Here is a 21,792-nt window from a genome sequence, read left to right as displayed (position 1 = left end):
TCCTGGGGCCGCCCCCGTGCCCAGCCAGAGTTCGGAGGTCCCTGCCCGATGGCACATTCCGTGGGTATCAAGGATGTCGCCCGCGCCGCCGGAGTATCCGTGGGCACGGTCTCCAACGTCATCAACCGGCCCGACACCGTCGCGACCGAGACCCGCGCGCGCGTGCTGTCCGCGATCGACCGGCTCGGCTACGTCCGCAGCGAGTCGGCGCGTCAGCTGCGCGCGGGCCGCAGCCGGATCATGGGGCTGCTCGTCCTGGACATGGGCAACCCCTTCTTCGTCGATGTCGCGCGCGGCGCCGAGCGGGCCGCGCGGCAGGCCGGACTCGGCGTGATGATCTGCAACAGCGCCCAGAACCCGGGCGAGGAGGCCGAGTACCTCGCGCTCTTCGCCGAGCAGCGGGTCCGGGGCGTCCTGCTCACCCCGGCCGACGCCACCGGCCGCAACATCGAGAGCTTCCGGCGCCACCACATCCCCTTCGTACTGGTCGACCGGGTCGCCCAGGGCGCCACCGAGTGCTCGGTCTCCGTCGACGACATCGCCGGCGGCGCGCTGGCCGTGCGCCACCTCGTGGACGCCGGCCACCGCTCCCTCGCCTACGTCAGCGGTCCGCCCGGCCTCAACCAGGTCAGGGACCGCCGCACCGGCGCCCTCCAGGCGCTCGCCGAGGCCGGACTCGGCCCCGACGCGCTGCGCGAACTGCCCACCGAGCGGCTCAACGTCGCCGCGGGCCGGGACGCCGGTGCCCGCCTGCTCGGCCTCGCCGACCGGCCGACCGCCGTCTTCTGCGCCAACGACCTGCTCGCCCTCGGCCTCCTCCAGGCCATGTACGCGGCCGGCGTGAGCGTCCCCGACGACCTCGCGATCGTCGGCTACGACGACATCGAGTTCGCCGCCGCCGCGGCCGTCCCGCTCACCTCCGTGCGCCAGCCCGCCGTCACCATGGGCGCCATGGCCGCCGAACTGCTCCTGGAGGAGACGGAGCTGGTGGGCGCCGGCCGGGTCCACCCGCACCGGCGGGTCGTGCTCCAGCCCGAACTGGTGGTGCGGCGCTCCAGCCTCGCCGCCCGCTGACCGGCCGGCCGCCACGATTTCATGATCCCGGCAGCGGTGGCCGCAGGACCATGTGCTGAACTGGGGCACAGCAGAAAGACCTCCGTCCCGGGAGCCCCGTTGAGCGTCAGCTACCGCCAGCCAGGTGTCGTCCTCACCGACCGCCGTTTCACCGTGCCCCTCGATCACCACGACCCGTCAGGGGAGACGATCGAGCTGTACGCCCGCGAGGCCGTCGCGAGCGAGAAGGCACACCAGGACCTGCCGTGGCTGGTCTACCTCCAGGGCGGCCCCGGCCACGGGGCGAACCGTTTCATCGGCCGTCCCGCCTGGTTCGGCCGCGCCCTGAAGGAGTACCGGGTCCTGCTCCTGGACCAGCGCGGCACCGGCGCCTCCACGCCCGCCAACCGCCAGACGCTCCCGCTGCGCGGCGGCCCCGCGGAGCAGGCCGACCACCTCACCCACTTCCGCGCCGACTCCATCGTCCGCGACTGCGAGGCCATCCGGCCAGCGGTCACCGGCGGCGCCCCCTGGACCGTCCTCGGCCAGAGCTTCGGCGGCTTCTGCACCGTCGCCTACCTCTCGCTCGCCCCCGAGGGCCTGGACACCGCCCTGATCACCGGCGGCCTGCCCGCCCTGGACGCCCACGCCGACGACGTGTACCGGGCCGCCTACCCCCGTATCGAGCGCAAGGTCGTCGCGCACTACGCCCGCTACCCGCAGGACATCGAACGCGCCCGCCGCATCGCCGACCACCTGCTCACCCACGACGTGGTCCTGCCGAACGGCTACCGGCTCACCGTCGAGGCCTTCCAGTCCCTCGGCATCCTGCTCGGCGGCGGCGACGGAAGCCACCGCCTGCACTTCCTCCTGGAGGACGCCTTCGTCCGCACCCCGCGGGGACACGAGCTGTCCGACGCCTTCCAGGAGCAGGTGCAGGGCCTGCTCTCGTACGCGGGCCAGCCGCTGTACGCCCTCGTCCACGAGGCGATCTACGGCCAGGACGCGCGCCCGACGAACTGGTCGGCCGAGCGGGTCCGCTCCGAGTTCCCGCGCTTCGACGCCGCCAAGGCCCTCGCCGGCGACGAACCGCTGCTGTTCACCGGCGAGTCGATCCACCCCTGGATGTTCGACTGCGACCCGGCGCTGCGCCCGCTGCGCGAGACCGCCGAACTGCTCGCCGCCCGCACCGACTGGACCCCCCTGTACGACCCCGCCCGCCTCGCCGCCAACGAGGTGCCCGTCGCCGCGGCCGTCTACCACGACGACATGTACGTCGACACCGCCCACGCACTCACCACCGCGCGCGCGATCCGCGGCCTGCGCACCTGGGTCACCGACGAGTTCGAGCACGACGGCGTGCGGGCCGGCGGTCCCCGCGTCCTGGACCGGCTGCTCGCCCTCGCCCGTGACGACGCGTGAGCGGCGCGGCGCAAAATCCCGGTGGGACGCCGGTGGCGCGGGTTACCGTGCGGGCATGACGGAGCCGACGATCACGCAGCTGGAGCCCATGCCCGCGGACTGGCGCCGCGCTCTCGCCGTGGTGGCCCACCCGGACGACCTGGAGTACGGCTGCTCCGCGGCGATCGCGGCCTGGACCGAGGAGGGCCGCGAGGTCGGCTATCTGCTCGTGACCCGGGGCGAGGCCGGCATCGACACCCTGCCGCCCGCCGAGTGCGCCCCGCTGCGCGAGCGGGAGCAGCGGGCGAGCGCCGCCGCCGTCGGGGTGAGCGAGGTGGAGTTCCTCGACCACCGGGACGGTGTCGTCGAGTACGGCACCGCACTGCGCCGCGACATCGCCGCCGCCATCCGCCGGTACCGGCCCGAGCTGGTCATCACCCTCAACCACCGGGACACCTGGGGCGGCACCGTCTGGAACACCCCGGACCACGTCGCCGTCGGCCGGGCCACGCTCGACGCCGCGGGCGACGCGGGCAACCGGTGGATCTTCCCGGAGCTGACCGGGCAGGGGCTCGCCCCCTGGGACGGCGTGCGCTGGGTCGCCGTCGCCGGTTCCTCCTCGCCCACCCACGCCGTGGACGCCACGCCGGGACTGGAGCGCGCGATCCGCTCGCTGCTCGCACACCGTACGTACATCGAGGTGCTGACCGAGGAGGACCCCGAGACGTACGCGCGCGGCCTCCTCACCGGGTTCGCCGAGGCCGCGGGCGAGCGGTTCGGCGGAAGGCCCGCGGTGACCTTCGAACTCCTGGGACGGTAGCGGCATGGCGGGGGAGCAGGTGGAGCAGAGGGACCCGGGCACGCCGGACGGGACGGGGGACCGGCGCCTGGCGGAGCGGTTCGAGCGGCACCGGGAGCGGCTGCGGGCGGTGGCCTACCGCATGCTCGGCTCCTCGGCCGAGGCGGAGGACGCCGTGCAGGAGGCGTGGCTGCGGCTCGACCGCACCGGTGACGACGGCATCGAGAACCTCGGCGCCTGGCTGACCACGGTGACCGGCCGGGTCTGCCTGGACCTGCTGCGCTCGCGCACCGCGCGCCGCGAGGAGCCGATGACCGAGGGCTTCGACACCTTCGTGCCCGACCCCGTGCTGCGGGCGCTGCCGCGGGCCGACCCGGAGCAGGAGGCGCTGCACACCGACTCGGTGGGCATCGCCCTGCTGGTGGTGCTGGAGACCCTGCAACCGGACGAGCGGCTGGCGTTCGTCCTGCACGACATGTTCGCCGTGCCCTTCGCGGACATCGCGCGGATCGCCGGGCGCACCCCGGCCGCCACCCGCCAGACGGCCGGCCGGGCCCGGCGCCGGGTGCGCGATGCCACCCCCGCCGCCGACCCGGACCTCGGCCGGCAGCGCCGGGCCGTCGAGGCCTTCCTGGCCGCGAGCCGCGCCGGTGACTTCGAGGCCCTGGTGTCCGTCCTCCACCCGGACGTGGTGCTGCGGGCCGACGCCGGTGCGCTCGCCGTGGGCGCGGCGGCGTCGAAGGTGACACGCGGGGCGCGGACGGTCGCCACCGGGGCCCTGCGGTTCCGTCACCTCGCCGAGGCCGCACGCCTCGTCCTGGTCAACGGCTCGGTCGGCACCGTCGCCGTGTCCGAGGGACGCCCGCAGTCCGTCACGTACATGACCGTCGTGGACGGACTCGTGACCGGCCTGTACATCCTGTCCGACCCCGAGCGGCTGGCCCGCCTGGACCTGCCCGCGCCGGAGGCCTGACCGGGGCGGGAGGGCCGCCGGCGGCCCGTATCCTCGACGACATGCGAGAACACCCGGCGGACCCGGCGGCCCCGGCCGTCATGGCGGACCTGCGCGGCGACTGCGGGAGCTGCTTCGGCCTGTGCTGCGCGGCCCTGCCGTTCACCCGCTCGGCGGACTTCGCGGTCGACAAGGCCGCCGGCACACCCTGCCCGAACCTGGACACCGACCACCGCTGCGGCATCCACGCGAGGCTGCGCGAGCGCGGCTTCACCGGCTGCACGGTCTACGACTGCTTCGGCGCGGGACAGCGGGTCTCGCAGACCACCTTCGCCGGCCGGGACTGGCGCACCGCCCCGCCGGAGGAGGCCCGCCGCATGTTCGACATCTTCCCGGTGGTGCGCCACCTGCACGAACTGCTCCGGTACCTGACCGAGGCGCTGACCCTGCCCGCGGCCCGCCCGGTCCACGCCGGCCTGCGCCGCGCCCTCGCCGACACCGAGCGCCTCGCCACCGGCACGCCCGGCGAGCTGGCCGGCCTGGACGTGGCCGCGCACCGGCAGCGGGTCAACGCGCTTTTGCTGCGCACCAGCGAACTCGTACGGTCCGGCACCCGCGGCAGGAAGAAGAACCGCCGCAACGCCGACCTCATGGGCGCCCGCCTCAAGGGCGCCGACCTCGGCGGAGCCGACCTGCGCGGGGCCTGTCTGATCGCCGCCGACCTCACCGGCGCGGATCTGCGGGGCGCGGACCTGATCGGCGCGGACCTGCGCGACGCCGATCTGACGGACGCGGACCTGACCGGTGCCTTCTTCCTGACCCAGCCGCAGCTCACCGCGGCCCGCGGCAGCGCCGGCACCAGGCTGCCGGAGTCAGTCACCCGCCCGGCGCACTGGACAGCCGGCCCCTGACCCGGCGCCCTCGCCTGCGGGAGCGGGCTCGGGGACCGCGCCGGTGCGGCCGGCCGGGACCCGCCGGTCCAGGTGCAGCCGCAGCCCCCGCGGCATCAGCGTCAGCCGCTCGGTCACCCGCAGCCGGTAGTCCGGGTCGGGCCGCAGCTCGTAGCGGCGCAGCAGCAGCCCGAGCACCAGCGTGGCCTCGTGCAGCGCGAACTGCCGCCCGATGCACGCCCGCGCACCCGTCCCGAACGGCTTGAAGGTGTGCGGGGCGCGCGAGCGCACGGCCTTGGCGTCGAAGCGGTCCGGGTCGAAGCGCTCGGCGTCCGGCCCCCACACCTCCGGGTCGCGGTGCAGCATCCCCGTGAGCACCAGCGCCCAGGCACCGCGCCGCATCGGGTACGTGCCGCCCAGCACGGTGTCCTCGCGGGCCTCCCGCGCGAAGGCCGGCGCGGTCGGCCACAGCCGCAGCGACTCGTCCAGCACCCGGCGCACATGGCGCAGCCTGGCCACCTGCTCGTAGCCGGGCCGCTCGGTGTCGCCCCAGACGCGGTCCACCTCGGCACGGGCCCGAGCCGCGATGCCGGGGTGCCGGGAGAGGTAGTGCAGGGCGAAGGAGAGCGCGCCCGAGGTGGTCTCGTGGCCGGCGATCAGGAAGGTGATGACCTGGCGGCGGACGTTCAGCGCGGACAGCCGCTCGCCGGTCTCGGGGTGGGCGGTGTCCAGCATCCGGTCGAGCAGATCGCCCGCCCCGCTCCCGCCGTCGGCCGCCCGGCGGGCCTCGACCAGCTCGTCGACCGTGCGGTTGAGGTGGGCGATGTCGGCGGCGTTGCGGCGGCTCGCCGCGCGCAGCAGCCACGGGGCCAGCGGCGCGGGCACGGTGTTGAGGCGCTGCGCGTAGGAGAGCGTGCCCACCATCGCGGTGACGAAGGGATGGGGGCGGGAGCGCTCGAAGGAACCGAAGTCGTGCCCGAAGCCGGTGCGCGCGATCGTCTCCAGCGTCAGCCTGGTCATGTCGCCCGGCACGTCCACCGCCCGTCCGGCCGCCACGGCGCGGTCCCAGTGGTCGGTGAGCCGGCCGGCCACGTCCAGCATCATCACGTGGTAGCCCGCCATGGCCTCCCGGCCGAACCCGGGCGCGAGCACGTCGTGCGCGAGCTGCCAGTTGGGCTCGTGGCGGTACGCCGTGAACAGCCCGTCCCCGGCGACCGGCCGCAGGTTGGCCACGCCGAGGCCCACGTGCTTGGCGAACCGCGTCTCGTCCGCCAGGTCGGCGGTGAGCGCGGCGCCCCACACGCACACGAACTCCTTGCCGAAGACCCGGCGCCGGAATATCGGCCCCAGCCGCCGCGCGTACCGCAGCGAGTCCTGCATCGGAGTGCTCCGGCCGGCCCCCACCACGTCCCCGACCAGGGGGAGCCGGTACGGCGGGTGCGGGATGCGGCGCAGTTCGGGCCAGCCCGGCTCGGCGCCGCGAAACCCCCTCGGCAGTCCGTCCCGGGCCGGTTCTCTCCTCGTCTGGGCCATGACGCGGTCTCCCTTGACGCAGCGGTGTGTCGCACGTGCCGAGGCAAGCGTGTTGTACATGGATTCAATAACGTGGGCCCAGTGTCGTCCCGTTGTTGAACCGGCGTCAAGTAAGGTGCGGGCATGGCCGCGAACCAGGGCGAGCGCACGCGCCGCCGGCTCAGCAGCGAAGCGCGCAGGGAGCAACTGCTTTCGGTGGGGGCCCGGTTGTTCTCGGAGAGCCCCTACGACGACGTGTGGATCGAGCAGGTCGCCGAGATCGCCGGTGTCTCCCGCGGGCTGCTGTACCACTACTTCCCGACCAAGCGGGACTTCTTCGCGGCGGTCGTCGAGCGCGAGAGCGAGCGCATGCTGCGGATGACGGCGGCCGTGCCCGGCGTCCCGGTCCGGGAGCAGCTCGCCGCGGGGCTCGACGCGTACCTGGAGTACGTCCAAGCCCACACGCACGGCTACCGCGCCTTCCATCGCGCCGACGCCACCGGGGACCAGGCGGTGCGCCGGGTCTACCGGCGGGCGCTCGCCGCGCAGGAGCGGCAGATCCTCGCCGCCCTGACCGCCGACCCGGAGTTCGGCCCGGCCTTCGAGGAGCGCGCCGGCGTGCGGCTGGCGGTGCGCGGCTGGCTGGCGTTCACCACCGCGGTCTGCCTGGAGTGGCTGCGGGATCCGGAGCCCGCCCGCGAAGAGGTGCGCGACCTGTGCGCGCGGGCACTGCTGGGCGCCATCGCGGCGCACTGAAAAAGTCCCGAGGAGATCACGCGTCCTGGTTGGCGCGCACCCCGATGTCCTATAGGTTAGGTGAGCCTTACCTAATGAATCGACGACGGAGGTTGGGGATGGGTGACAGCCACACCTGGGCGGCCGCGCCTGCCGCGGCGGAGCAGGCCCGCTCCGTACTCGCCGCCGCATGGTCCTGCGCGGTGACCGCGGAGGGCGGACGCGAGGAGTTCGTCGGCGCGCACAGCGTGACCGACGACGGCCGGGTGCTCCTGCACGTGCCCGAGGACAGCGCCCTGCTCGCGGCGGCGATCTGCGCACCTCGCGGAGAGCCCTCCGCCGTGCTGGAGTTCGCCGACGTGGCACCCGTCCCGGTGCGGGGCCGGATCAGGGCCCGGGTCTGGCTGGCCGGCTGGTTCGCCGTGGAGGACGGGCACTTGGCGTTCCGGCCCACCCGCGTGGTGCTGCACCGGCCCTCCCGCGCGATCGTGGTCGACCTCGACGAGTTCACCGCCGCCGAACCCGACCCGCTGGCCCTGGCCGAGGCCCGGCTGCTGACCCATCTCGCCGACTGCCACGGCGACGCCGTGGAGCGGCTGACCCGGCTCGTCGAGGCCGACAGCCTGCACGGCGCGGTCCGGGTGCGGCCGCTCGCCGTCGACCGGCACGGACTGACGCTGCGCATCGAACGCCTCCGCGCCCACGGCGACGTACGACTGCCCTTCCACGCGCCCGCCGACAACGTCGGGCAGTTGACCGACCGGGTGCATGTGCTGCTGACGCAGGCCAGCGCCGTGCCCTGCCCCCGGCCCCTACAGCGGCAGCGCACAGACGGCGACGGGTGAGGCGAACGGCCGCCCCGCCGGGCGCAGTTCACCGCTCTCCCGGGCCACGTGGAACACGCTGACGGTCCCGGACCGCTGGTTCGCCGCGAAGAGCAGCGCGCCGTCCGGGGAGAAGGCGATCTGCCGCGGGAAGTCGCCGTCCACCGGCACCGTGCCGAGCAGCCGGAGCCGGGCGCCGTCCGCCTCCACCGCGTAACGGGTGAGGCTGTTGTGCCCCCGGTTGGCGAGGAAGGCGTACGCGCCGTCGGAGGTCACCAGGATCTGCGCCGGGAAGTTGGTGCCGGACCCCGTGCCCGTGGACTGCGCCTCGCCGACGCTCAGCCGTCCGCTGTCCGGGTCGTAGCCGCAGACGGCGACCGTGTTGTCGACCTCGTTGGCGAGATAGGCGTGGCGTCCGCCCGGATGGAAGGTGAGGTGGCGGGGCCCTGCGCCCGCCCGGGTCCGCGCCCGCGCGACCTCGGCGAGCGTGCCCGACCCCTCGTCGAGACGGTAGCTGTGGACGGTGTCCGTGCCCAGGTCCACGGCGAGGACGTGGCCCCCGTCGGGACTCGTGACGATCTGATGGGCGTGCGGGCCCTGCTGCCCGGGACCGGGCGGGGGAGCGGAGTGCGTGACCAGGTCGGTGCGCTCCCCGAGCGCGCCCGAGGCGTCGATCGGGTGCACGGCGACGCTGCCCGAACCGTAGTTGGCGCTCAGCAGCCACCGCCCGCCCGGGTGCACCGACAGATGGCAGGGCGCCGCGCCCCCGGTGGACCGGCTGCCCAGGACCGCGCGGTCGGACAGCCGGACGGCGGTCACCGCCCCCTCCTCGCGCTCGTTGACCGCGTACAGCGTGCGCCCGTCGGGATGCACCGCCAGATACGAGGGGTCGGCCACACCGGTGAGGGTGTCCCGGCCGGTGACCGCGCCCGTGCCCGGGTCGTACTCGGCGAGGGCGATGCCCGTGCCACCTCCCTCGGCCGAGGTGTAGGTGCCGAGGTGGAGCGGGCGCGGGCCGGACCCGGCGTGCTGCCCGCCCGACGCCCCGGCGCTCGCCCCGGGACCCGTGGGCGTCGCCGGTGAAGGAGACGGTCCCGGCCCGGAGGAGCCGCCGCACGCCGCCGCCGCGGGGAGCACCGCCGCCGCGCCGGCCGTCCGCGCGAGCACGCCGACGAACCGCCGCCTGCTCCAGCCCTCACCGCGCACGCCCACGCTCCCCTACCAGTCCCCGTCCTGCACCGGCTTGCCCGGTGCGTCCTTCAGCGGCCTCACCTGCTGCTGCGCGGGCGACTGCCACGGCTCGTGGTCGTCCCCGACCCAGTCCCCGACCGGCCTGACGCCCTGGAGCGGATCGGTGGGCGCGAGGTCGTGGGCGTCCTGGTCGTAGTAGTCGTACCAGGGCAGACCGGCCCGTGTGTAGGCGGCCCGGTCCACGGGGGACGGCGGCGGTGCCTCGCCGGTGATGCGCCGCCACTCCGGAGGCGTCACCAGATGCACGAAGACCCGGCCCGCCGGCCGCTCCGCCCAGTCCTTCAGGGCCCGTTCGTCGCGGTACACCTCCTGGCGCATCGACCCCCCGACACCGAGCCCCATGGCCGGCGAGGACCGGGTCCGGGCCGAACTGCAGGAGGGCGCCGCGCCCGACGCGGTCAACGGCATCGGGGCACCGAGGGCGCCGCCCGTGCGGGCCGCCCCGCGCGCCCGTTCGATCCGGCGCCGCTCCTCCTCCCGCCAGCGGGTCAGCTCCGTGTCGTTGAGCGGGAAGGCCTGCAACTGGACACCGCCCCACACCTCCTCGCCGGTGACCTGGCCCTCGACGGTCGCGCCCATGCCGAGCGGCACCGCCACGAACTGGCGGACCGTGCCGGTCCCGGAGTTGATGCCGTCCAGCCAGGGCTGGCGGGGGAGCACCACGTAGTTCTGCGGATCACGGGACAGCCGGTCGCTCCAGGGCTCGCCCGACACCGCGCACACCTTGCCCACGCCCACCTGGAGCGCGGCGGGCTCCTTCGTACCGGCGAAACTCAGCCACATCGCCTCCCGCAGGTACACCGGCAGCATCACACCGCCGCGCGCCCGCCACGCCTCGGGCACGGTGTCCGCGTAGTCGGCGACCCGGCGGACCGGGAACCCGCCGAGCCCCGGCGGCAGCGGATGGGTGCCCGTCTCGGGCAGCCGCAGGGTGCGGACGAAGCCCACCGCCGCGCCGCCCGGCAGCAGCAGCCTGTTCCCGTCGATCCGCACGCTGGTGTCCGTCATCCGTACGCCCCCTCTTCCTGGCTCTGTCCGTGGCGGGATCCTCCGTGCCCCCGAGGCCGCCGGGGTCTCTCACTTGGAACGCCGCCCGGCGGCGATTCGGTTCCACCGCGGGCGCAGGGCCCGTGCCCGGTCCCGCAGCGAGGTCAGCCGGGGCCTGCGCTCGCGCTGCTCGCGGGTGTGGTGGTCCAGCTCCTCCAGGAGCCGTCGCGAGCGGTGCTCGGTGTTCATCTCGTCGATGATGCGGTTGACCTCGGTCAGCACCGCGCCCTGCAACTGCCACTGCCGGGGATCGCGGCGCACCTCGCCGAGGAGCAGCCCGGCCAGCCTGTCCCGGGTGACCGCGGCCTGCCGCAGCTCGTTGGTGAGGCGCTCCTCCGCGGACTCGGCGTTCTCGCTGACGCTGGTGGTGACCAGCACCGAGAAGCTCACCACGGCGTCGGCGATCTCGGACAGCAACTGCTGGATGGCGGCGCCCGTCTCCGGCGGGAACAGCGGCTGCGGCTCACGCTCCTTCGCGAGGTCGGTGAAGGTCCGCGCGAGCACCCGCAGCACCACCGTGCAGATCTCCAGGGTGTCCAGACCGGTCCGCAGCACCACCCGGTGCAGCAGCCCCTCGCGCACCCGGGGATTGAGCCGCAGGCTGTCCTCGGCCTGCCGGAGGTCCTCGTCCACCTCGGCGATGTCGTGGTCGAGCCGGCGGGCCTCGTGCAGCCGGGCCGCCGCCTCGTGGAACGGCGTGCTGCGGGCGGCCTCCTCGCCGAGGCGCAGCATCAGCTGCCGCACCCGGCGGGCCAGCTCCTCGATCGACTCGCCCGCCTGCTCCACCCACACCGGAGGGGCGAGGACCAGGTTGAAGGACAGCCCGACGACCGCGCCGATGAGCGTCTCCACCACCCGGGCCCACGCCAGGGTCCCGTGCGAGGTCACGCCGAGCACCAGCATCGCGCTGATCGCCACCTCGGCCACGAACTCGTGCGCCCGCACCAGGTGCCCGACGCCGAGCGCCGCCACGATCACCAGGGCCAGGCTCCACCAGCTCAGCCCCACCAACTGGCTGAACGCGATCGCGACCAGCACACCCGCCACCACGGCGTTCACCCGGCGGAAGCTCATCTTGAGCGTGGCGTACAGAGTCACCTGGACGACCAGGAGCGCGGTGAGCGGCGCGGTGAGCGGCGGGGCGTTGTCCGGACTGAGCCGCACCGCGATCACGTAGGCGATCGACGCCGCGGCGGCCGAACGCAGCGCCTGCACGACCATGGGGTCGCGAAGCCACTTCATCCCTCGCAGGGCGACCGCCGCCCTCTCGCGTAGATCTTGCATCCTCGGGCCTGTTCCCCTTCCCAGGGGCGTCGAACGTGTCCGGACAGGACGGTAACCGGACACGGGCGACCAGGCCGCCTCCCACGCGCCGCGCGCCGCCGGACGGGTCAGGCGGTGACCTTGGCGAGGAAGGCGGACAGATTGCCCAGGGTCCGGGCGACCTGTTCCTCCAGGGTCAGGCTCTCCTCGAAGCGGGCGCCGCTCTCCGAGACCTTCTTGCCCCGCAGATACAGGGAACAGGCGAGGTCGGTGCACATGTACAGGCCGACCGAATTGCCCTCGCGGCCGGCCGCGCCCGCCTTGCGCGCCGTCATCAGGGACACGCCGCCGCGCGGGTGGGTGGTCAGGCACAGGGCGCACATGCTGCGCTGGAAGTAGCCGCTCCGGGCCGGCTGGAAGCGCAGGGCCACGCCGGTGGGGCGTTGCTCGTGGCCGGTGACCAGATAGCTGCGGTCGGGTGCCCCGGGATCCCGCCAGCCCAGGAAGTCGAGATCGCCCCACGGGCGTTCGCCGAGGTCGCGGGGGACCGCCAGGCGCTTGGCCTCGCCCTTCGAGCAGTTGACGAAGGAGCCGCGGATGTCCTGCTCGGTGAGTGCTCTCATGGGAGTCCCCTTCCCCTGCCTACTTGTGTCTTCTTCTGCCCGCTGCACGGAACCAGGAGCAGAACCTAGAGGCTCTAGGTTTTCGCCTAGCGTAGATAGCCAACAAGGAACGGGACCAGCGAATTTCCGCGAGCGCGAGTTCATAACATGAATTAAGGGGAGAGGGAAGTCGCGTGCACCAGTACGGCAGAGGTATGTTGCAGACCGGGCACGGCACGGGAGGAGCCACATGACGGTGCGGAACGGGCGCACGGTGCGCGACCTCAGAAGGGCCAACCGTACGGCCGTGCTGCAACGGCTCTACTTCGACGGCCCCCTCAGCCGCTTCGAACTGGGCCCCGCGACCGGGCTCAGCTCCGGCTCCGTCAGCAATGTCGTCGCCGACCTGGTCGCCGACGGCCTGGTGGAGGAGGCGGGCAGCGTCGACTCCGACGGCGGCCGGCCGCGCACCCTGCTGCGCGTGGCCCCCACCAGCGGCCACATGATCGGCGTGGACGTCGGCGAGACCCGGGTGCGCGTCGAGCTGTTCGACCTGACGCTCACCGAACTCGCCCGCGCCGAACGCCCGCTGACCCAGCAGCGGTACGACGTCGAGGTCATCGTCGGCCACATCCGCGACGGCGTCGCCGAGGTCCTGGCCGCGGCCGGACTTGCGCCCGAGCGCCTGCTCGGCGTCGGGATCGGCGTCCCCGGCATCGTCGAGCACACCCCGGACCGGGGCGCCGTCGTGCACGGCCAGACCATCGGCTGGTCCGCGGTCCCGCTGGAGGCGCTGCTGCGCGCCGGCTCCCCGCTGCCCGAATCCGTCCCCTACTTCATAGACAACGGTGCCAAGACCCTCGGCCAGGCCGAGATGTGGTTCGGCGCCGGACGCGGCGCCCACAACGCGGTCGTGGTCCTCTTCGGCTCCGGCGTCGGCGCCAGCCTCGTCACCGCCGAGGCCGAGCAGGGCCGGGCCGTCGAATGGGGGCACCTGACGGTCCGGGTCCGGGGGCGCCGCTGCCGCTGCGGGGCGCTCGGCTGCCTGGAGGCCTACGCGGGCGCCGAGTCGCTGCTGGCCCGCTGGCGGGAGGAGGGCGGAGGGGTGCCCGAGGGCACCGACGAGGAGACCGCCCTGACCACGATGCTCGCGGCCGCCTATCCGCCCGACGGCGGGGCGCCCGACCCGGTCGCGCTCGCCGTTCTGGAGGAGACCGCCGAGTACCTGGGCGCCGGTCTGTCCGACCTGATCAACCTCTTCCAGCCCGAGCGCATCCTCATCGGCGGCTGGGCCGGCCTCCAGCTCGGCACCCGCTTCCTGCCCGCCGTACGCCGCCACGCCGTGTCGTACGCGCTGCGCCACCCCGCCCAGAAGGTCAGCGTCGACCTGGGGCGGCTCGGCCCGGACGCGGTCACCGTCGGCGCCGCGATCCTGCCGCTGGCCGACTTCTTCGCACGCGGCGGCCGGCGCCCCGAGCCGGCCGCCGAGTACCCGGTCCCCGCCTGGCGCACGGCGCTCCAGGAACGGGCCCCGCACTGAGGTTTCGCAGGTCGCCCCGGAGGTACCCGATGCGGCTCGGACGACCATGAGGACCGCGGGAAGGAGCGCGCCGTGACCGATCACCGCCACGAGGGACCGGGGGAGAACGGCAGCCCCGTCCCGCGCGACATGCCCGACCAGCAGGCCGGTATCGACGACGACCCCTGGGAGGCCGCCGTGCCCACGCGCGAGCAGCGCGAACACCGGCAGGGCAGCGAGAGCGACGCACACGGGGACGACGGGGACGACGGCACCGCCGAGAACCCCGAGAACCCCGAGAACACCGACGAGCCGGCCACCGATGTCCCCGACACCGACGAGGCGGGCACCGGCCGGCAGGGCGCGGCGCACTCCGGCACCGTGCACCCCGAACACCCCGTGCCCCACGAGTCCTCCGGCTGAACCCGGCGCGGGCGCGCACAGAGGGAAGCCCCGACCGTGACGGGGGAATCACGGCCGGGGCGGCTCAAAGGGTGGATACGGATGGCGGTCGCCTCTCGGCGAAAGGCTCCACAGGGCTTCAGCCGAACGATCGTCCCTGTGGGCAATAGGTGAGGCCCGGGGACACTGTCCCATCCGTACCCACGCCCTGTTCAACGGAGGAGGGCCCGCCGGTGTTCCGCCCTCTGTCATGGTTTGCGGTGATCTGAGTCACTGCCTCGTGGCTTGAGCACACCGGGCAGGGGGCTACGCGCACGGCACCGACCCGCACACTGCTGCTTCGGGCGCGTGCGGGTCGGTGCCGTGCTGTTCCCCCGCGACGCGAGTCCACCGCCGGTGCTCCTCCACCGGCGGGGCGGCCCGCGCAGCGGCGCGGAGGCCGGACGCGGGCTCTCCCGGCTCCAGGACCGGGCGGCGTACAGCGCGTCCAGCCGCCGCTGGAGCCGCGCGGCGTCGCTCGACCAGCCGGCCGCGCTCTGCGCGTCCCACTCGGTCTCCCGCAGGTCCGAGGCGACCGAGCGCAGCAGGTCGTCCGCCTCCCCGGCCAGTGCCGCGAGGTTCTCGGGTACGTCCCGCAGATGGATGGGCGGCAGCACGAAGGCGTTCACCGCGACCCCGACGCGCGCGCCGAGCGCCGCCTGCCCCACCCGGTGCCCGACCGCGTGGACCGAGACCGCCGTGCCGCAGGCCGGCACGGACACCGCGGTGGTCGCCGCGCAGATGCCCTGCCGGCCGGAGCGGGACCAGTTCGCCATCGGCATCAGCACCGTGGTGTCCTCCGTGACCGCCTGCGCCGCCGACGCCACCAGGGCCCCGGCACAGACCGCCGCGCACAACTGCCGGGCCTGCCGCACCGAGCTGCAGACGGTGGCCTGGACGAGGACGAGCGCGACCCAGGGCGCCCGCCGCCTTCAGCGACTGGACGACGAGATCGCGCTCCCGTCCGGGCCCGCGCCGGGCGGCCCGCACGCTTCGCCCGGCGGCACATGCCTCCCACCACGCCGCCGCCGGCGGCCGGCGTCCCCGGAGCGCCTCCCGGGCCGTACGCGCCACAGTCCTCATGCGCTGCCGGGTGTCCGCGCGGCCGGACGGCGCGGCCCGCGACGGGCCTCGACGCGGTGGCTCATGCGAACGGGCTCCGCTCCAGGGACGCCAGCAGCTCGGCCGGGCCGGCGTAGACCGCGTCCGCGCCCGCCTCCTCCAGGTCGGCGCGGGGCAGCCCGCCGCACAGCACACCCACGCACCGCACCCCGGCCCGGCTGCCCGCCCGCATGTCCCAGACGGTGTCGCCGACGAGGACGGCCCGCTCGGGCGGCACCCCGACCAGCTCCAGGGCGTGTTCGACCGGATCGGGCGCGGGCTTGCCCGCGTCGGCGTCGTCGGCGCTCGCGGTGGCGGCGATCACGTCGTCCGCGTCGATCGCCCGCCGCAGCGCGCCCAGTTCCGGGCCGCCCGCCGAGGTGGCGAGGACCACCTGCCAGCCGTCGCCGGCCAGCCGGCGCAGCAGCTCCCCGGCGTCCGGCAGGGCCGGCAGCCGGTCGAAGTACTGTCCGTACAGCGCCTTGTGGGCGGCGCTCAGCTCCGCGTCCCGGTCGCGGTCCCGGTCCTCGCCCAGCAGATGCCCGATCAGATCCGTCGAGGCGAGGCCGACGGCCCGGTGGACGGCGTGCATCGACACCCGGTGACCCGCCTGCCGGAACGCCTCCCACCAGGTCGTCACATGCAGGTGATTGGTGTCGACGAGGGTTCCGTCGACGTCGAACACGGCTGCCCGTTCCATGCACCCTTCCCTTCCCGGTCCCTGGCTCGCCCGGCGGGTACCACGTCAGCCGCCCGTCACTCCGGACGGTGTCCGCCCCCGCCGGGTCCAGGCCAGCAGCTCCTCCACGGTCCAGGTGGTGACCACCCGCTCCGCCGGCACCCCGCACTCCTCGGCCCGCGCGCACCCGTGGATCTGCCAGTCGAGCTGACCGGGCGCGTGCGCGTCGGTGTCGACGGAGAACAGCACGCCCGCGGCCACCGCCCGGCGCAGCAGCCGGAGCGGTGGGTCGAGCCGCTCCGGGCGGCTGTTGATCTCCACGGCCGTGCCGGACTCCGCGCAGGCGGCGAACACCTCGTCCGCGTCGAACTCCGACTCCGGCCGCCCCCGCCCGGTCAGCAACCGCCCGGTGCAGTGCCCGAGAACGTCCGCGTGGGGATCCCGTACGGCCCGCACCATGCGGCGCGTCATCGCGCGGGCGTCCATCCGCAGCTTGGAGTGCACCGAGACCACCACGACATCGAGCCGCCCCAGCAGTTCGGGCTCCTGGTCCAGCGAGCCGTCGTCGAGGATGTCGCACTCGATGCCGGTCAGCAGCCGAAAGGGCGCCCAGGTCTCGTTGAGCGCGGCCACCACGTCCAACTGCTCGCGCAGCCGTTCGGGGGACAGACCGCGCGCCACCGTCAGCCGCGGCGAGTGGTCGGTCAGCGCCGCCCACTCGTGCCCGAGCGCGGCCGCGGTCCGGCCCATCTCCTCGATCGGGCTGCCGCCGTCCGACCAGTCGGAGTGCAGATGGCAGTCCCCGCGCAGCAGCTCCCGCAGGTGCTCGCCGCCCCGGGCGAGCGGGGTGTCCGCCTCGCCCTCCAGCCGCTCCAGATAGCCGGGCAGCCGCCCGGCCAGCGCCTCGCGCGCCACCTGCGCGGTCTTCGGTCCGACGCCCTTGAGCGACTCCAGCGAGCCGGCCCGCTCGCGCAGCTCGGCGGCCGGCAGCCCACCGAGCACCCGGGCCGCGGTGCGAAAGGCGCGGACCCGGTACGTGGGCGCCCGCGACCGCTCCAGCAGGAACGCGATCCGCTCCAGCGCGTCGACGGGATCCATCGCCACCACCTCCGGCACCTCCAGGGTTGCCCAGCGGTGTCGGGTCCGCACCACGGGCCGAGCGGCGCCACCGGCGAGGCGGCCGGGTACCGGGTCGCGGCCTACGCTCTATGCATGACCGAAATCGACAGCCCGCACATCGGCAGACCGCGGATCCTGGTGCGCCCGGTGGAGCCGGGCACGCCCCCGTTCCGGATCGTGGAGATCGACGGCCAGTACGTCGGTGAGGCCAGGAGCGTCACCGACGTACTGGAGGCCGCCGCGGCCCACGGCATCGCGGTCCACGACCTGGACGACCCGGACGTGGTCTGCTGGGAGGGCGGGGACAAGTTCACCTGGGCGATGCCCTAGGTGTATTGATCACGCGTGCCTCAGCCGACCGTCCATTTCTGGTTGGCGCCGCCCGTGCAGGTCCAGATCTGCAGCCGGGTGCCGTTGGCCGGGTTGTTGCCGGCCGCGTCGAGGCACTTGTCGGCCTGTGGGTTGACGATGTCGCGCGCCGCGGTGACGACCCACCGCTGGGCCGCGCTGCCGTTGCAGTCCCACAGTTGGACGACGGTGCCGTCCGCCGTGCCGCCGGCGTTGACGTCCAGGCACTTGCCGAGCGCCCGGATCGTGCCGTCGGAGCCCACCGTCCACTGCTGGGCCGAGGTGCCGTTGCAGTCGTAGAGCTGTACGGGGGTGCCGTTGGCGGAGTCCGCCGCGGCGACGTCCACGCACTTGCCGGCCAGGCCCCGGATCGCGCCGTCGGCCGGCGAGTCACCGGTCGTGACCGACACGTGGTCCACCACCAGCGTCTGCGGGAAGGCGGTGGAGCCGTCCGGGTCGCCGGGCCAGTAGCCGCCGACCGCCAGGTTCAGGATGATGAAGTACGGCCTGTTGAACACCCACTGCCGCCCGCCCAGGTCGGCCGGGGTGCGCCGCTGGTAGACGTTGCCGTCCACCGACCAGGTGACCGAGTCGGGGGCCCAGTCGACGGCGAAGGTGTGGAAGTCGTCCGCGAAGGCCTGGCCGCCGGGCAGGCTGTAGCCGGCGCCGATGCCGCCCTCGCCGGAGTAGCCGGGTCCGTGGAGGGTGCCGTGCACGGTGGAGGGCTCGAAGCCGACGTTCTCCATGATGTCGATCTCGCCGGAGTCCGGCCAGTTCACCGGGGTGCCGAGCATCCAGAAGGCCGGCCACATGCCCTGCCCGCGCGGCACCTTCATCCGGGCCTCGACGTGTCCGTACTGCGCCGTGAACTTCCCGGAGGTGTTGAGCCGGGCGGACGTGTACTGGCAGGTGCCGTACCAGCACTGGTAGTTGGCCGGGTTCTCCCTGCGGGCCGTGATGACCAGGTGGCCCTGGCCGTCCAGGGCCGCGTTCCGGTTCCCGGCGGTGTAGTACTGCCGTTCGTGGTTGTTGACGTTGTCGCCGGTTTCGATCTGCCACTTCGAGGAGTCGACGGCCGCGCCGGCCGGGCCGTCGAAGGTGTCGGAGAAGGCCACGGCGGCGGCCGAGGCGCCGGCGGTCGTGGACCTTTCCGGACCGGCCTGAGCGGTGCCGGTCACGAGGGAGGCGGCCAGTGCGGCGGACAGGGCGGCGGCGAGGAGACATCTGCGGAGCAGGCGTGGGCGGGCCACGGCTCTCCCTTCCGTACGGCGCTCCGGGGAAGGGAGCGCCGACCGAGAGATGGGTGGGGGGTGTCGCCTCTTTATTCAAGTAGTGAGATAAGGGCGGGTCAATACTTTGGTACGGACCAGTGCCCCTCACTCAGGTACGTGCCTTGCGCGCGTGCACCGCGCGGCTCAGCCGCCGGCCCAGGAGCAGGTAACCGAGCAGCGCGCCCGTGCTGTTGAGGATCACGTCGTCGATGTCGAAGGCCCGCCCGGTGATCAGGAGGCCCTGCGCCGACTCCACCAGCAGCATCACGACGGCCGTCAGCAGCAGCACCCGCAGCATCCCGCGGGTGCGCGGGGCGACGATCGGGACCAGTACGCCGAACGGCACCCCCAGCAGGATGTTCCCGCCGATCTGCTTGACGGCGTCGCGCAGCGCGGGCTGGTCCAGATAGGCCCTGAGCGAGCGGCCGGGATGCATGTTGGTGTGGGTGAGCGCCTCCGACGCGGGGGAGGGGTGCAGGGTCAGCTGCGCCAGCACCACCGCGAAGGCCACCATGAAGACGAAGGCGCACAATACCGCCAGCAGGCGCAGCAGCAGGGCGAGCGGGCTCCGTCGGGGCGGGTCGGTCTCCTCCGTCTTGGCGGCGCGGGGGCGCGGCAGTGGGGAGCGCGGCCCCGATGAGGCGGTACGAGCCATTCGGTCCTCCAGTCGTCGACTTCCCCACGTGCCGGGCGGTTACCCGCGCAACCGCCGAGGATGCCGGGCGGGGCCGTGGGATCGGCCGCCGCCCGGACGCTCAGGTCCCGTAGCTCACCTTCACCCGGTCGAAGCCGAGGGAGTGCAGCAGACCCTGGAGCATCGCCGTGGTGTTGGTCTCGGCTCGCTCCTTCAGCTCGCTGTCCTTCGCCGCGTCGCCGATGTGCCGGGCCGCGAGCTTCTGCACGGCCTGCTCGCCGTTCGGGTTGTCCGAGAACAGGTCGCCGAGACGGTCGAGGAGACCGCGCTGCTTGGACACGGCGTAGGAACGCTCGGGGTCGAGGGCCGGCCTGCCGAGCGCCGCGTGCGGCAGCCGCAGCGTGGCCGACGTGCGGTCGTCGTCGACCCGCACATCGCCCTCGCCCACCTTCCCGAGGTCGACGTACGCGCTCACGGTGCCCGCCCCGACGTACAGGGTGCGGGTGCCGCGGATCGCGTCGGGCAGGAACTTGGTGTCCTTCTCCAGGTCCACGACGACCTGGAAGTTGCCGGACGCGGCCTCGAACCGGCTGAGGTCCTGGATGGACTTCAGCAGGGCCGGGCCCGAGCGGTCCTGGGTCTCGGTGCCGAACAGGTCCTTCAGGCCCGGCAGGACGCTCAGCCGGAGCCCCGCGAACAGCACGACGAGCACCAGCACGATCGCGCTCAGCACCTTCGCCCAGCCTGGCATGCGCCTGGGCAGGTTCCTGATGGGAGTCGTCATGGCGACGGCCCTCCTTCCTACTCTCCGGATGCCCGCCATCTCCCGCGCCAGACCGAGCAGTTGGCGGACGGGGCGGGGGACGGGGGCACGAAGGGGGCGCGCGGGGTTTCAGCGCGGCGGCCTCGGCGGGCGGCCGTCGTGTCCGGGCCTTCCGTAGGGTGAGGGTTCCGGCCCGAGGATTCCGGCCGGAAAGGATCACGCGAGGAGCGGTCCGTGCGAGACATCGCCGTGTTCAGCGGTAGTGCCCATCCCGAGCTGGCCGAGGAGGTGTGCGCGCATCTGGGCGTGCCCCTCAGCCCCACCCGGGTCAGCCGGTTCGCCAACGACTGCCTGGAGGTGCAGCTGCGGGCGAACTGCCGGGAGCGGGACGTTTCCTGGTCCAGCCGCTGGTGAAGCCGGTGCAGGAGCATCTCGTCGAGCTGCTGCTGATGTGCGACGCGGCCCGCGGGGCGTCGGCCGGCCGCATCACCGTCGTCATGCCGCACTACTCCTACGCCCGCTCCGACAAGAAGGACGCGCCGCGCATCTCGCTGGGCGGGCGGCTGGTCGCCGACCTGCTGGTGGCGGCGGGCGCGAGCCGGGTGCTGGCGATGACCCTGCACTCGCCCCAGGTGCACGGCTTCTTCTCGGTCCCGGTCGACCATCTGCACGCGCTGCGCGAGCTGGCCGCGCACTTCCGGCAGTACGACCTGTCGCGCACCACCGTCGTCTCGCCCGACCTCGGCAACGCCAAGGAGGCCGCCGCCTTCGCCCGGATGCTGGGCGCCCAGGTCGCGGCGGGCGCCAAGCAGCGCTACGCGGACGACCGGGTCAGCATCAACGCCGTGATCGGGGATGTCGCCGGGCGGGACGTCATCGTGCTCGACGACGAGATCGCCAAGGGCAGTACGGTGCTGGAACTCCTGGGCCGGCTGCGGGAGGCGCAGCCGCGCACCATCCGCCTCGCCTGTACGCACGGGCTGTTCGCGGCCGGTGCGCTGGGCAGGCTCAGCGAGCAGCCGGACGTGCTGGAGATCGTGTGCACCAACACCGTGCCGGTGCCGGCCGGCGACCACACGGAGAAGCTGCGGATCCTGTCCATCGCCCCGGCGCTCGCCGAGGCCGTGCGCCGCATCCACAACGGTGAGTCGGTCAGTGCCCTGTTCGACGCCCGGCCGGAGGAGTGACGCCGAGCACCTCCTCCAGGGTCGCCCGGGGCGGCAGCAGCCGGGCCAGGCCGGTGATCCGCAGCATGCGCAGGGTCAGCGGATGGGCGCACACCAGGTGCACCTGCCCGCCCCGGGCGAGGACCTGACGGCGGGCTCGGTACAGCAGCCGCAGTCCCGAGCAGTCGAAGAACTCGATCCCGGCGAGGTCCAGCACGATCAGGGCGCCGGGACGTGCGGTCTCCCGGTCCAGATACGGGGCGATCTCCGTGGCCGACGCGATGTCGATCTCGCCCCGGAACTCCAGCACCGTGTGCCCCCGGTCGCGGCGCACGCGCAGATACCGGGTGGGCGACGTGGGTTCCTGCCGCACGACGACCTTGCCTCCAGCCTGTTCCGGCCTGCTTCCGGTGGCTCAACTA

General features: G+C 73.9%; 22 protein-coding genes and 1 pseudogene. 11 read left to right on the top strand and 12 right to left on the bottom strand.

Annotated features, from left to right (window positions below; translation table 11 throughout):
- The first annotated feature begins 48 nt into the window (after positions 1-48).
- From AC4IHM_RS01960 to AC4IHM_RS01940, 5 genes are all read left to right on the top strand, one after another.
- Positions 49-1,074, top strand: a complete 1,026-nt coding sequence (locus AC4IHM_RS01960; RefSeq protein WP_490865338.1) for a LacI family DNA-binding transcriptional regulator — start codon at positions 49-51, stop codon at positions 1,072-1,074.
- Positions 1,075-1,173: 99 nt separating this feature from the next.
- Positions 1,174-2,475, top strand: coding sequence for an alpha/beta fold hydrolase (locus AC4IHM_RS01955; protein WP_490865337.1), 1,302 nt, complete (start codon positions 1,174-1,176; stop codon positions 2,473-2,475).
- A 55-nt stretch (positions 2,476-2,530) separates the two neighbouring features.
- Complete coding sequence (locus AC4IHM_RS01950) at positions 2,531-3,274, top strand: PIG-L deacetylase family protein (protein ID WP_490865336.1); 744 nt, start codon at positions 2,531-2,533, stop codon at positions 3,272-3,274.
- Between the two features lie 4 nt (positions 3,275-3,278).
- A complete protein-coding gene (locus AC4IHM_RS01945) occupies positions 3,279-4,226 on the top strand; it encodes a sigma-70 family RNA polymerase sigma factor (protein ID WP_490865335.1) in 948 nt (315 codons plus the stop codon).
- A gap of 41 nt (positions 4,227-4,267) precedes the next feature.
- Positions 4,268-5,116 carry a pentapeptide repeat-containing protein gene (locus AC4IHM_RS01940; protein ID WP_490865334.1) on the top strand — a complete coding sequence of 283 codons (849 nt, stop codon included), beginning with the start codon at positions 4,268-4,270 and terminating at the stop codon, positions 5,114-5,116.
- Here AC4IHM_RS01940 and AC4IHM_RS01935 read toward each other — a convergent pair.
- On the bottom strand, positions 5,078-6,628 hold the full coding sequence (locus AC4IHM_RS01935; protein WP_490865333.1) for a cytochrome P450: 1,551 nt from the start codon (positions 6,626-6,628) through the stop codon (positions 5,078-5,080). The two genes, AC4IHM_RS01940 and AC4IHM_RS01935, sit on opposite strands and share 39 nt — an antisense overlap.
- Positions 6,629-6,751: 123 nt before the next feature.
- Here AC4IHM_RS01935 and AC4IHM_RS01930 point away from each other — a divergent pair, with 123 nt between their 5' ends.
- On the top strand, positions 6,752-7,363 hold the full coding sequence (locus tag AC4IHM_RS01930) for a TetR/AcrR family transcriptional regulator (RefSeq protein WP_490865332.1): 612 nt from the start codon (positions 6,752-6,754) through the stop codon (positions 7,361-7,363).
- 98 nt (positions 7,364-7,461) lie between these two features.
- Complete coding sequence (locus tag AC4IHM_RS01925; RefSeq protein WP_490865331.1) at positions 7,462-8,187, top strand: DUF2470 domain-containing protein; 726 nt, start codon at positions 7,462-7,464, stop codon at positions 8,185-8,187.
- On the opposite strand, the gene AC4IHM_RS01920 is transcribed toward AC4IHM_RS01925, so the two are convergent.
- The 4 genes from AC4IHM_RS01920 to AC4IHM_RS01905 form a co-directional block, all read right to left on the bottom strand.
- Positions 8,155-9,378 (bottom strand): lactonase family protein, encoded by a 1,224-nt coding sequence (locus AC4IHM_RS01920; RefSeq protein WP_490865330.1) that lies wholly within the window; start codon positions 9,376-9,378, stop codon positions 8,155-8,157. The two genes, AC4IHM_RS01925 and AC4IHM_RS01920, sit on opposite strands and share 33 nt — an antisense overlap.
- 6 nt (positions 9,379-9,384) lie before the next feature.
- Entirely contained in the window at positions 9,385-10,425 is a 1,041-nt protein-coding gene (locus tag AC4IHM_RS01915) for a hypothetical protein (protein WP_490865329.1), read from the bottom strand.
- Between the two features lie 69 nt (positions 10,426-10,494).
- Positions 10,495-11,748, bottom strand: a complete 1,254-nt coding sequence (locus tag AC4IHM_RS01910) for an FUSC family protein (RefSeq protein WP_490865328.1) — start codon at positions 11,746-11,748, stop codon at positions 10,495-10,497.
- A 107-nt stretch (positions 11,749-11,855) separates the two neighbouring features.
- Positions 11,856-12,350 (bottom strand): FBP domain-containing protein, encoded by a 495-nt coding sequence (locus AC4IHM_RS01905; protein ID WP_490865327.1) that lies wholly within the window; start codon positions 12,348-12,350, stop codon positions 11,856-11,858.
- A gap of 229 nt (positions 12,351-12,579) precedes the next feature.
- On the opposite strand from AC4IHM_RS01905, the gene AC4IHM_RS01900 reads away from it, so the two are divergent.
- Both AC4IHM_RS01900 and AC4IHM_RS01895 read left to right on the top strand, forming a co-directional pair.
- Entirely contained in the window at positions 12,580-13,869 is a 1,290-nt protein-coding gene (locus AC4IHM_RS01900; protein WP_490865326.1) for an ROK family protein, read from the top strand.
- A 72-nt stretch (positions 13,870-13,941) separates the two neighbouring features.
- Positions 13,942-14,271 (top strand): hypothetical protein, encoded by a 330-nt coding sequence (locus AC4IHM_RS01895; protein ID WP_490865325.1) that lies wholly within the window; start codon positions 13,942-13,944, stop codon positions 14,269-14,271.
- A gap of 227 nt (positions 14,272-14,498) precedes the next feature.
- Here AC4IHM_RS01895 and AC4IHM_RS01890 read toward each other — a convergent pair whose 3' ends face one another.
- The 3 genes from AC4IHM_RS01890 to AC4IHM_RS01880 form a co-directional block, all read right to left on the bottom strand.
- On the bottom strand, positions 14,499-15,164 hold the full coding sequence (locus AC4IHM_RS01890) for an aromatic acid exporter family protein (RefSeq protein ID WP_490865324.1): 666 nt from the start codon (positions 15,162-15,164) through the stop codon (positions 14,499-14,501).
- Between the two features lie 269 nt (positions 15,165-15,433).
- Positions 15,434-16,090 (bottom strand): HAD family hydrolase, encoded by a 657-nt coding sequence (locus tag AC4IHM_RS01885; protein WP_490865323.1) that lies wholly within the window; start codon positions 16,088-16,090, stop codon positions 15,434-15,436.
- Positions 16,091-16,135: 45 nt separating this feature from the next.
- Complete coding sequence (locus AC4IHM_RS01880; RefSeq protein WP_490870735.1) at positions 16,136-17,167, bottom strand: PHP domain-containing protein; 1,032 nt, start codon at positions 17,165-17,167, stop codon at positions 16,136-16,138.
- A gap of 114 nt (positions 17,168-17,281) precedes the next feature.
- Between AC4IHM_RS01880 and AC4IHM_RS01875 the strand changes: the two genes are divergently transcribed.
- Positions 17,282-17,518 (top strand): hypothetical protein, encoded by a 237-nt coding sequence (locus AC4IHM_RS01875; RefSeq protein ID WP_490865322.1) that lies wholly within the window; start codon positions 17,282-17,284, stop codon positions 17,516-17,518.
- A 20-nt stretch (positions 17,519-17,538) separates the two neighbouring features.
- Here AC4IHM_RS01875 and AC4IHM_RS01870 read toward each other — a convergent pair whose 3' ends face one another.
- From AC4IHM_RS01870 to AC4IHM_RS01860, 3 genes are all read right to left on the bottom strand, one after another.
- A complete protein-coding gene (locus tag AC4IHM_RS01870; RefSeq protein WP_490865321.1) occupies positions 17,539-18,786 on the bottom strand; it encodes a ricin-type beta-trefoil lectin domain protein in 1,248 nt (415 codons plus the stop codon).
- A gap of 130 nt (positions 18,787-18,916) precedes the next feature.
- Positions 18,917-19,462 carry a VanZ family protein gene (locus tag AC4IHM_RS01865; RefSeq protein WP_490865320.1) on the bottom strand — a complete coding sequence of 182 codons (546 nt, stop codon included), beginning with the start codon at positions 19,460-19,462 and terminating at the stop codon, positions 18,917-18,919.
- A gap of 100 nt (positions 19,463-19,562) precedes the next feature.
- The gene (locus AC4IHM_RS01860) at positions 19,563-20,225 is read right to left on the bottom strand and encodes a DUF4230 domain-containing protein (protein WP_490865319.1); all 663 of its coding nucleotides are present in this window, start codon (positions 20,223-20,225) and stop codon (positions 19,563-19,565) included.
- 213 nt (positions 20,226-20,438) lie between these two features.
- Between AC4IHM_RS01860 and AC4IHM_RS01855 the strand changes: the two are divergent.
- Positions 20,439-21,391, top strand: a pseudogene (locus AC4IHM_RS01855) (ribose-phosphate diphosphokinase).
- On the opposite strand, the gene AC4IHM_RS01850 reads toward AC4IHM_RS01855, so the two are convergent.
- Positions 21,357-21,743, bottom strand: coding sequence for an anti-sigma factor antagonist (locus AC4IHM_RS01850; RefSeq protein ID WP_490865318.1), 387 nt, complete (start codon positions 21,741-21,743; stop codon positions 21,357-21,359). The pseudogene AC4IHM_RS01855 and the gene AC4IHM_RS01850 overlap by 35 nt on opposite strands.
- Between the last annotated feature and the right edge of the window lie 49 nt (positions 21,744-21,792).

The sequence above is a fragment of the Streptomyces sp. SL06 genome (genome assembly GCF_058244745.1).
Note: the sequence above shows the minus strand (reverse complement) of the source record. Positions and strands in the feature narration are given on the sequence as shown.

Excerpts from the sequence above, each read along its gene's own strand:
- AC4IHM_RS01960 (WP_490865338.1), top strand. The coding sequence starts at position 49 with ATGGCACATTCCGTGGGTATCAAGGATGTCGCCCGCGCCGCCGGAGTA.
- AC4IHM_RS01950 (WP_490865336.1), top strand. The coding sequence starts at position 2,531 with ATGACGGAGCCGACGATCACGCAGCTGGAGCCCATGCCCGCGGACTGG.
- AC4IHM_RS01945 (WP_490865335.1), top strand. The coding sequence starts at position 3,279 with ATGGCGGGGGAGCAGGTGGAGCAGAGGGACCCGGGCACGCCGGACGGG.
- AC4IHM_RS01940 (WP_490865334.1), top strand. The coding sequence starts at position 4,268 with ATGCGAGAACACCCGGCGGACCCGGCGGCCCCGGCCGTCATGGCGGAC.
- AC4IHM_RS01935 (WP_490865333.1), bottom strand. The coding sequence starts at position 6,628 with ATGGCCCAGACGAGGAGAGAACCGGCCCGGGACGGACTGCCGAGGGGG.
- AC4IHM_RS01930 (WP_490865332.1), top strand. The coding sequence starts at position 6,752 with ATGGCCGCGAACCAGGGCGAGCGCACGCGCCGCCGGCTCAGCAGCGAA.
- AC4IHM_RS01925 (WP_490865331.1), top strand. The coding sequence starts at position 7,462 with ATGGGTGACAGCCACACCTGGGCGGCCGCGCCTGCCGCGGCGGAGCAG.
- AC4IHM_RS01915 (WP_490865329.1), bottom strand. The coding sequence starts at position 10,425 with ATGACGGACACCAGCGTGCGGATCGACGGGAACAGGCTGCTGCTGCCG.
- AC4IHM_RS01910 (WP_490865328.1), bottom strand. The coding sequence starts at position 11,748 with ATGCAAGATCTACGCGAGAGGGCGGCGGTCGCCCTGCGAGGGATGAAG.
- AC4IHM_RS01905 (WP_490865327.1), bottom strand. The coding sequence starts at position 12,350 with ATGAGAGCACTCACCGAGCAGGACATCCGCGGCTCCTTCGTCAACTGC.
- AC4IHM_RS01900 (WP_490865326.1), top strand. The coding sequence starts at position 12,580 with ATGACGGTGCGGAACGGGCGCACGGTGCGCGACCTCAGAAGGGCCAAC.
- AC4IHM_RS01885 (WP_490865323.1), bottom strand. The coding sequence starts at position 16,090 with ATGGAACGGGCAGCCGTGTTCGACGTCGACGGAACCCTCGTCGACACC.
- AC4IHM_RS01880 (WP_490870735.1), bottom strand. The coding sequence starts at position 17,167 with ATGGATCCCGTCGACGCGCTGGAGCGGATCGCGTTCCTGCTGGAGCGG.
- AC4IHM_RS01875 (WP_490865322.1), top strand. The coding sequence starts at position 17,282 with ATGACCGAAATCGACAGCCCGCACATCGGCAGACCGCGGATCCTGGTG.
- AC4IHM_RS01865 (WP_490865320.1), bottom strand. The coding sequence starts at position 19,462 with ATGGCTCGTACCGCCTCATCGGGGCCGCGCTCCCCACTGCCGCGCCCC.
- AC4IHM_RS01860 (WP_490865319.1), bottom strand. The coding sequence starts at position 20,225 with ATGACGACTCCCATCAGGAACCTGCCCAGGCGCATGCCAGGCTGGGCG.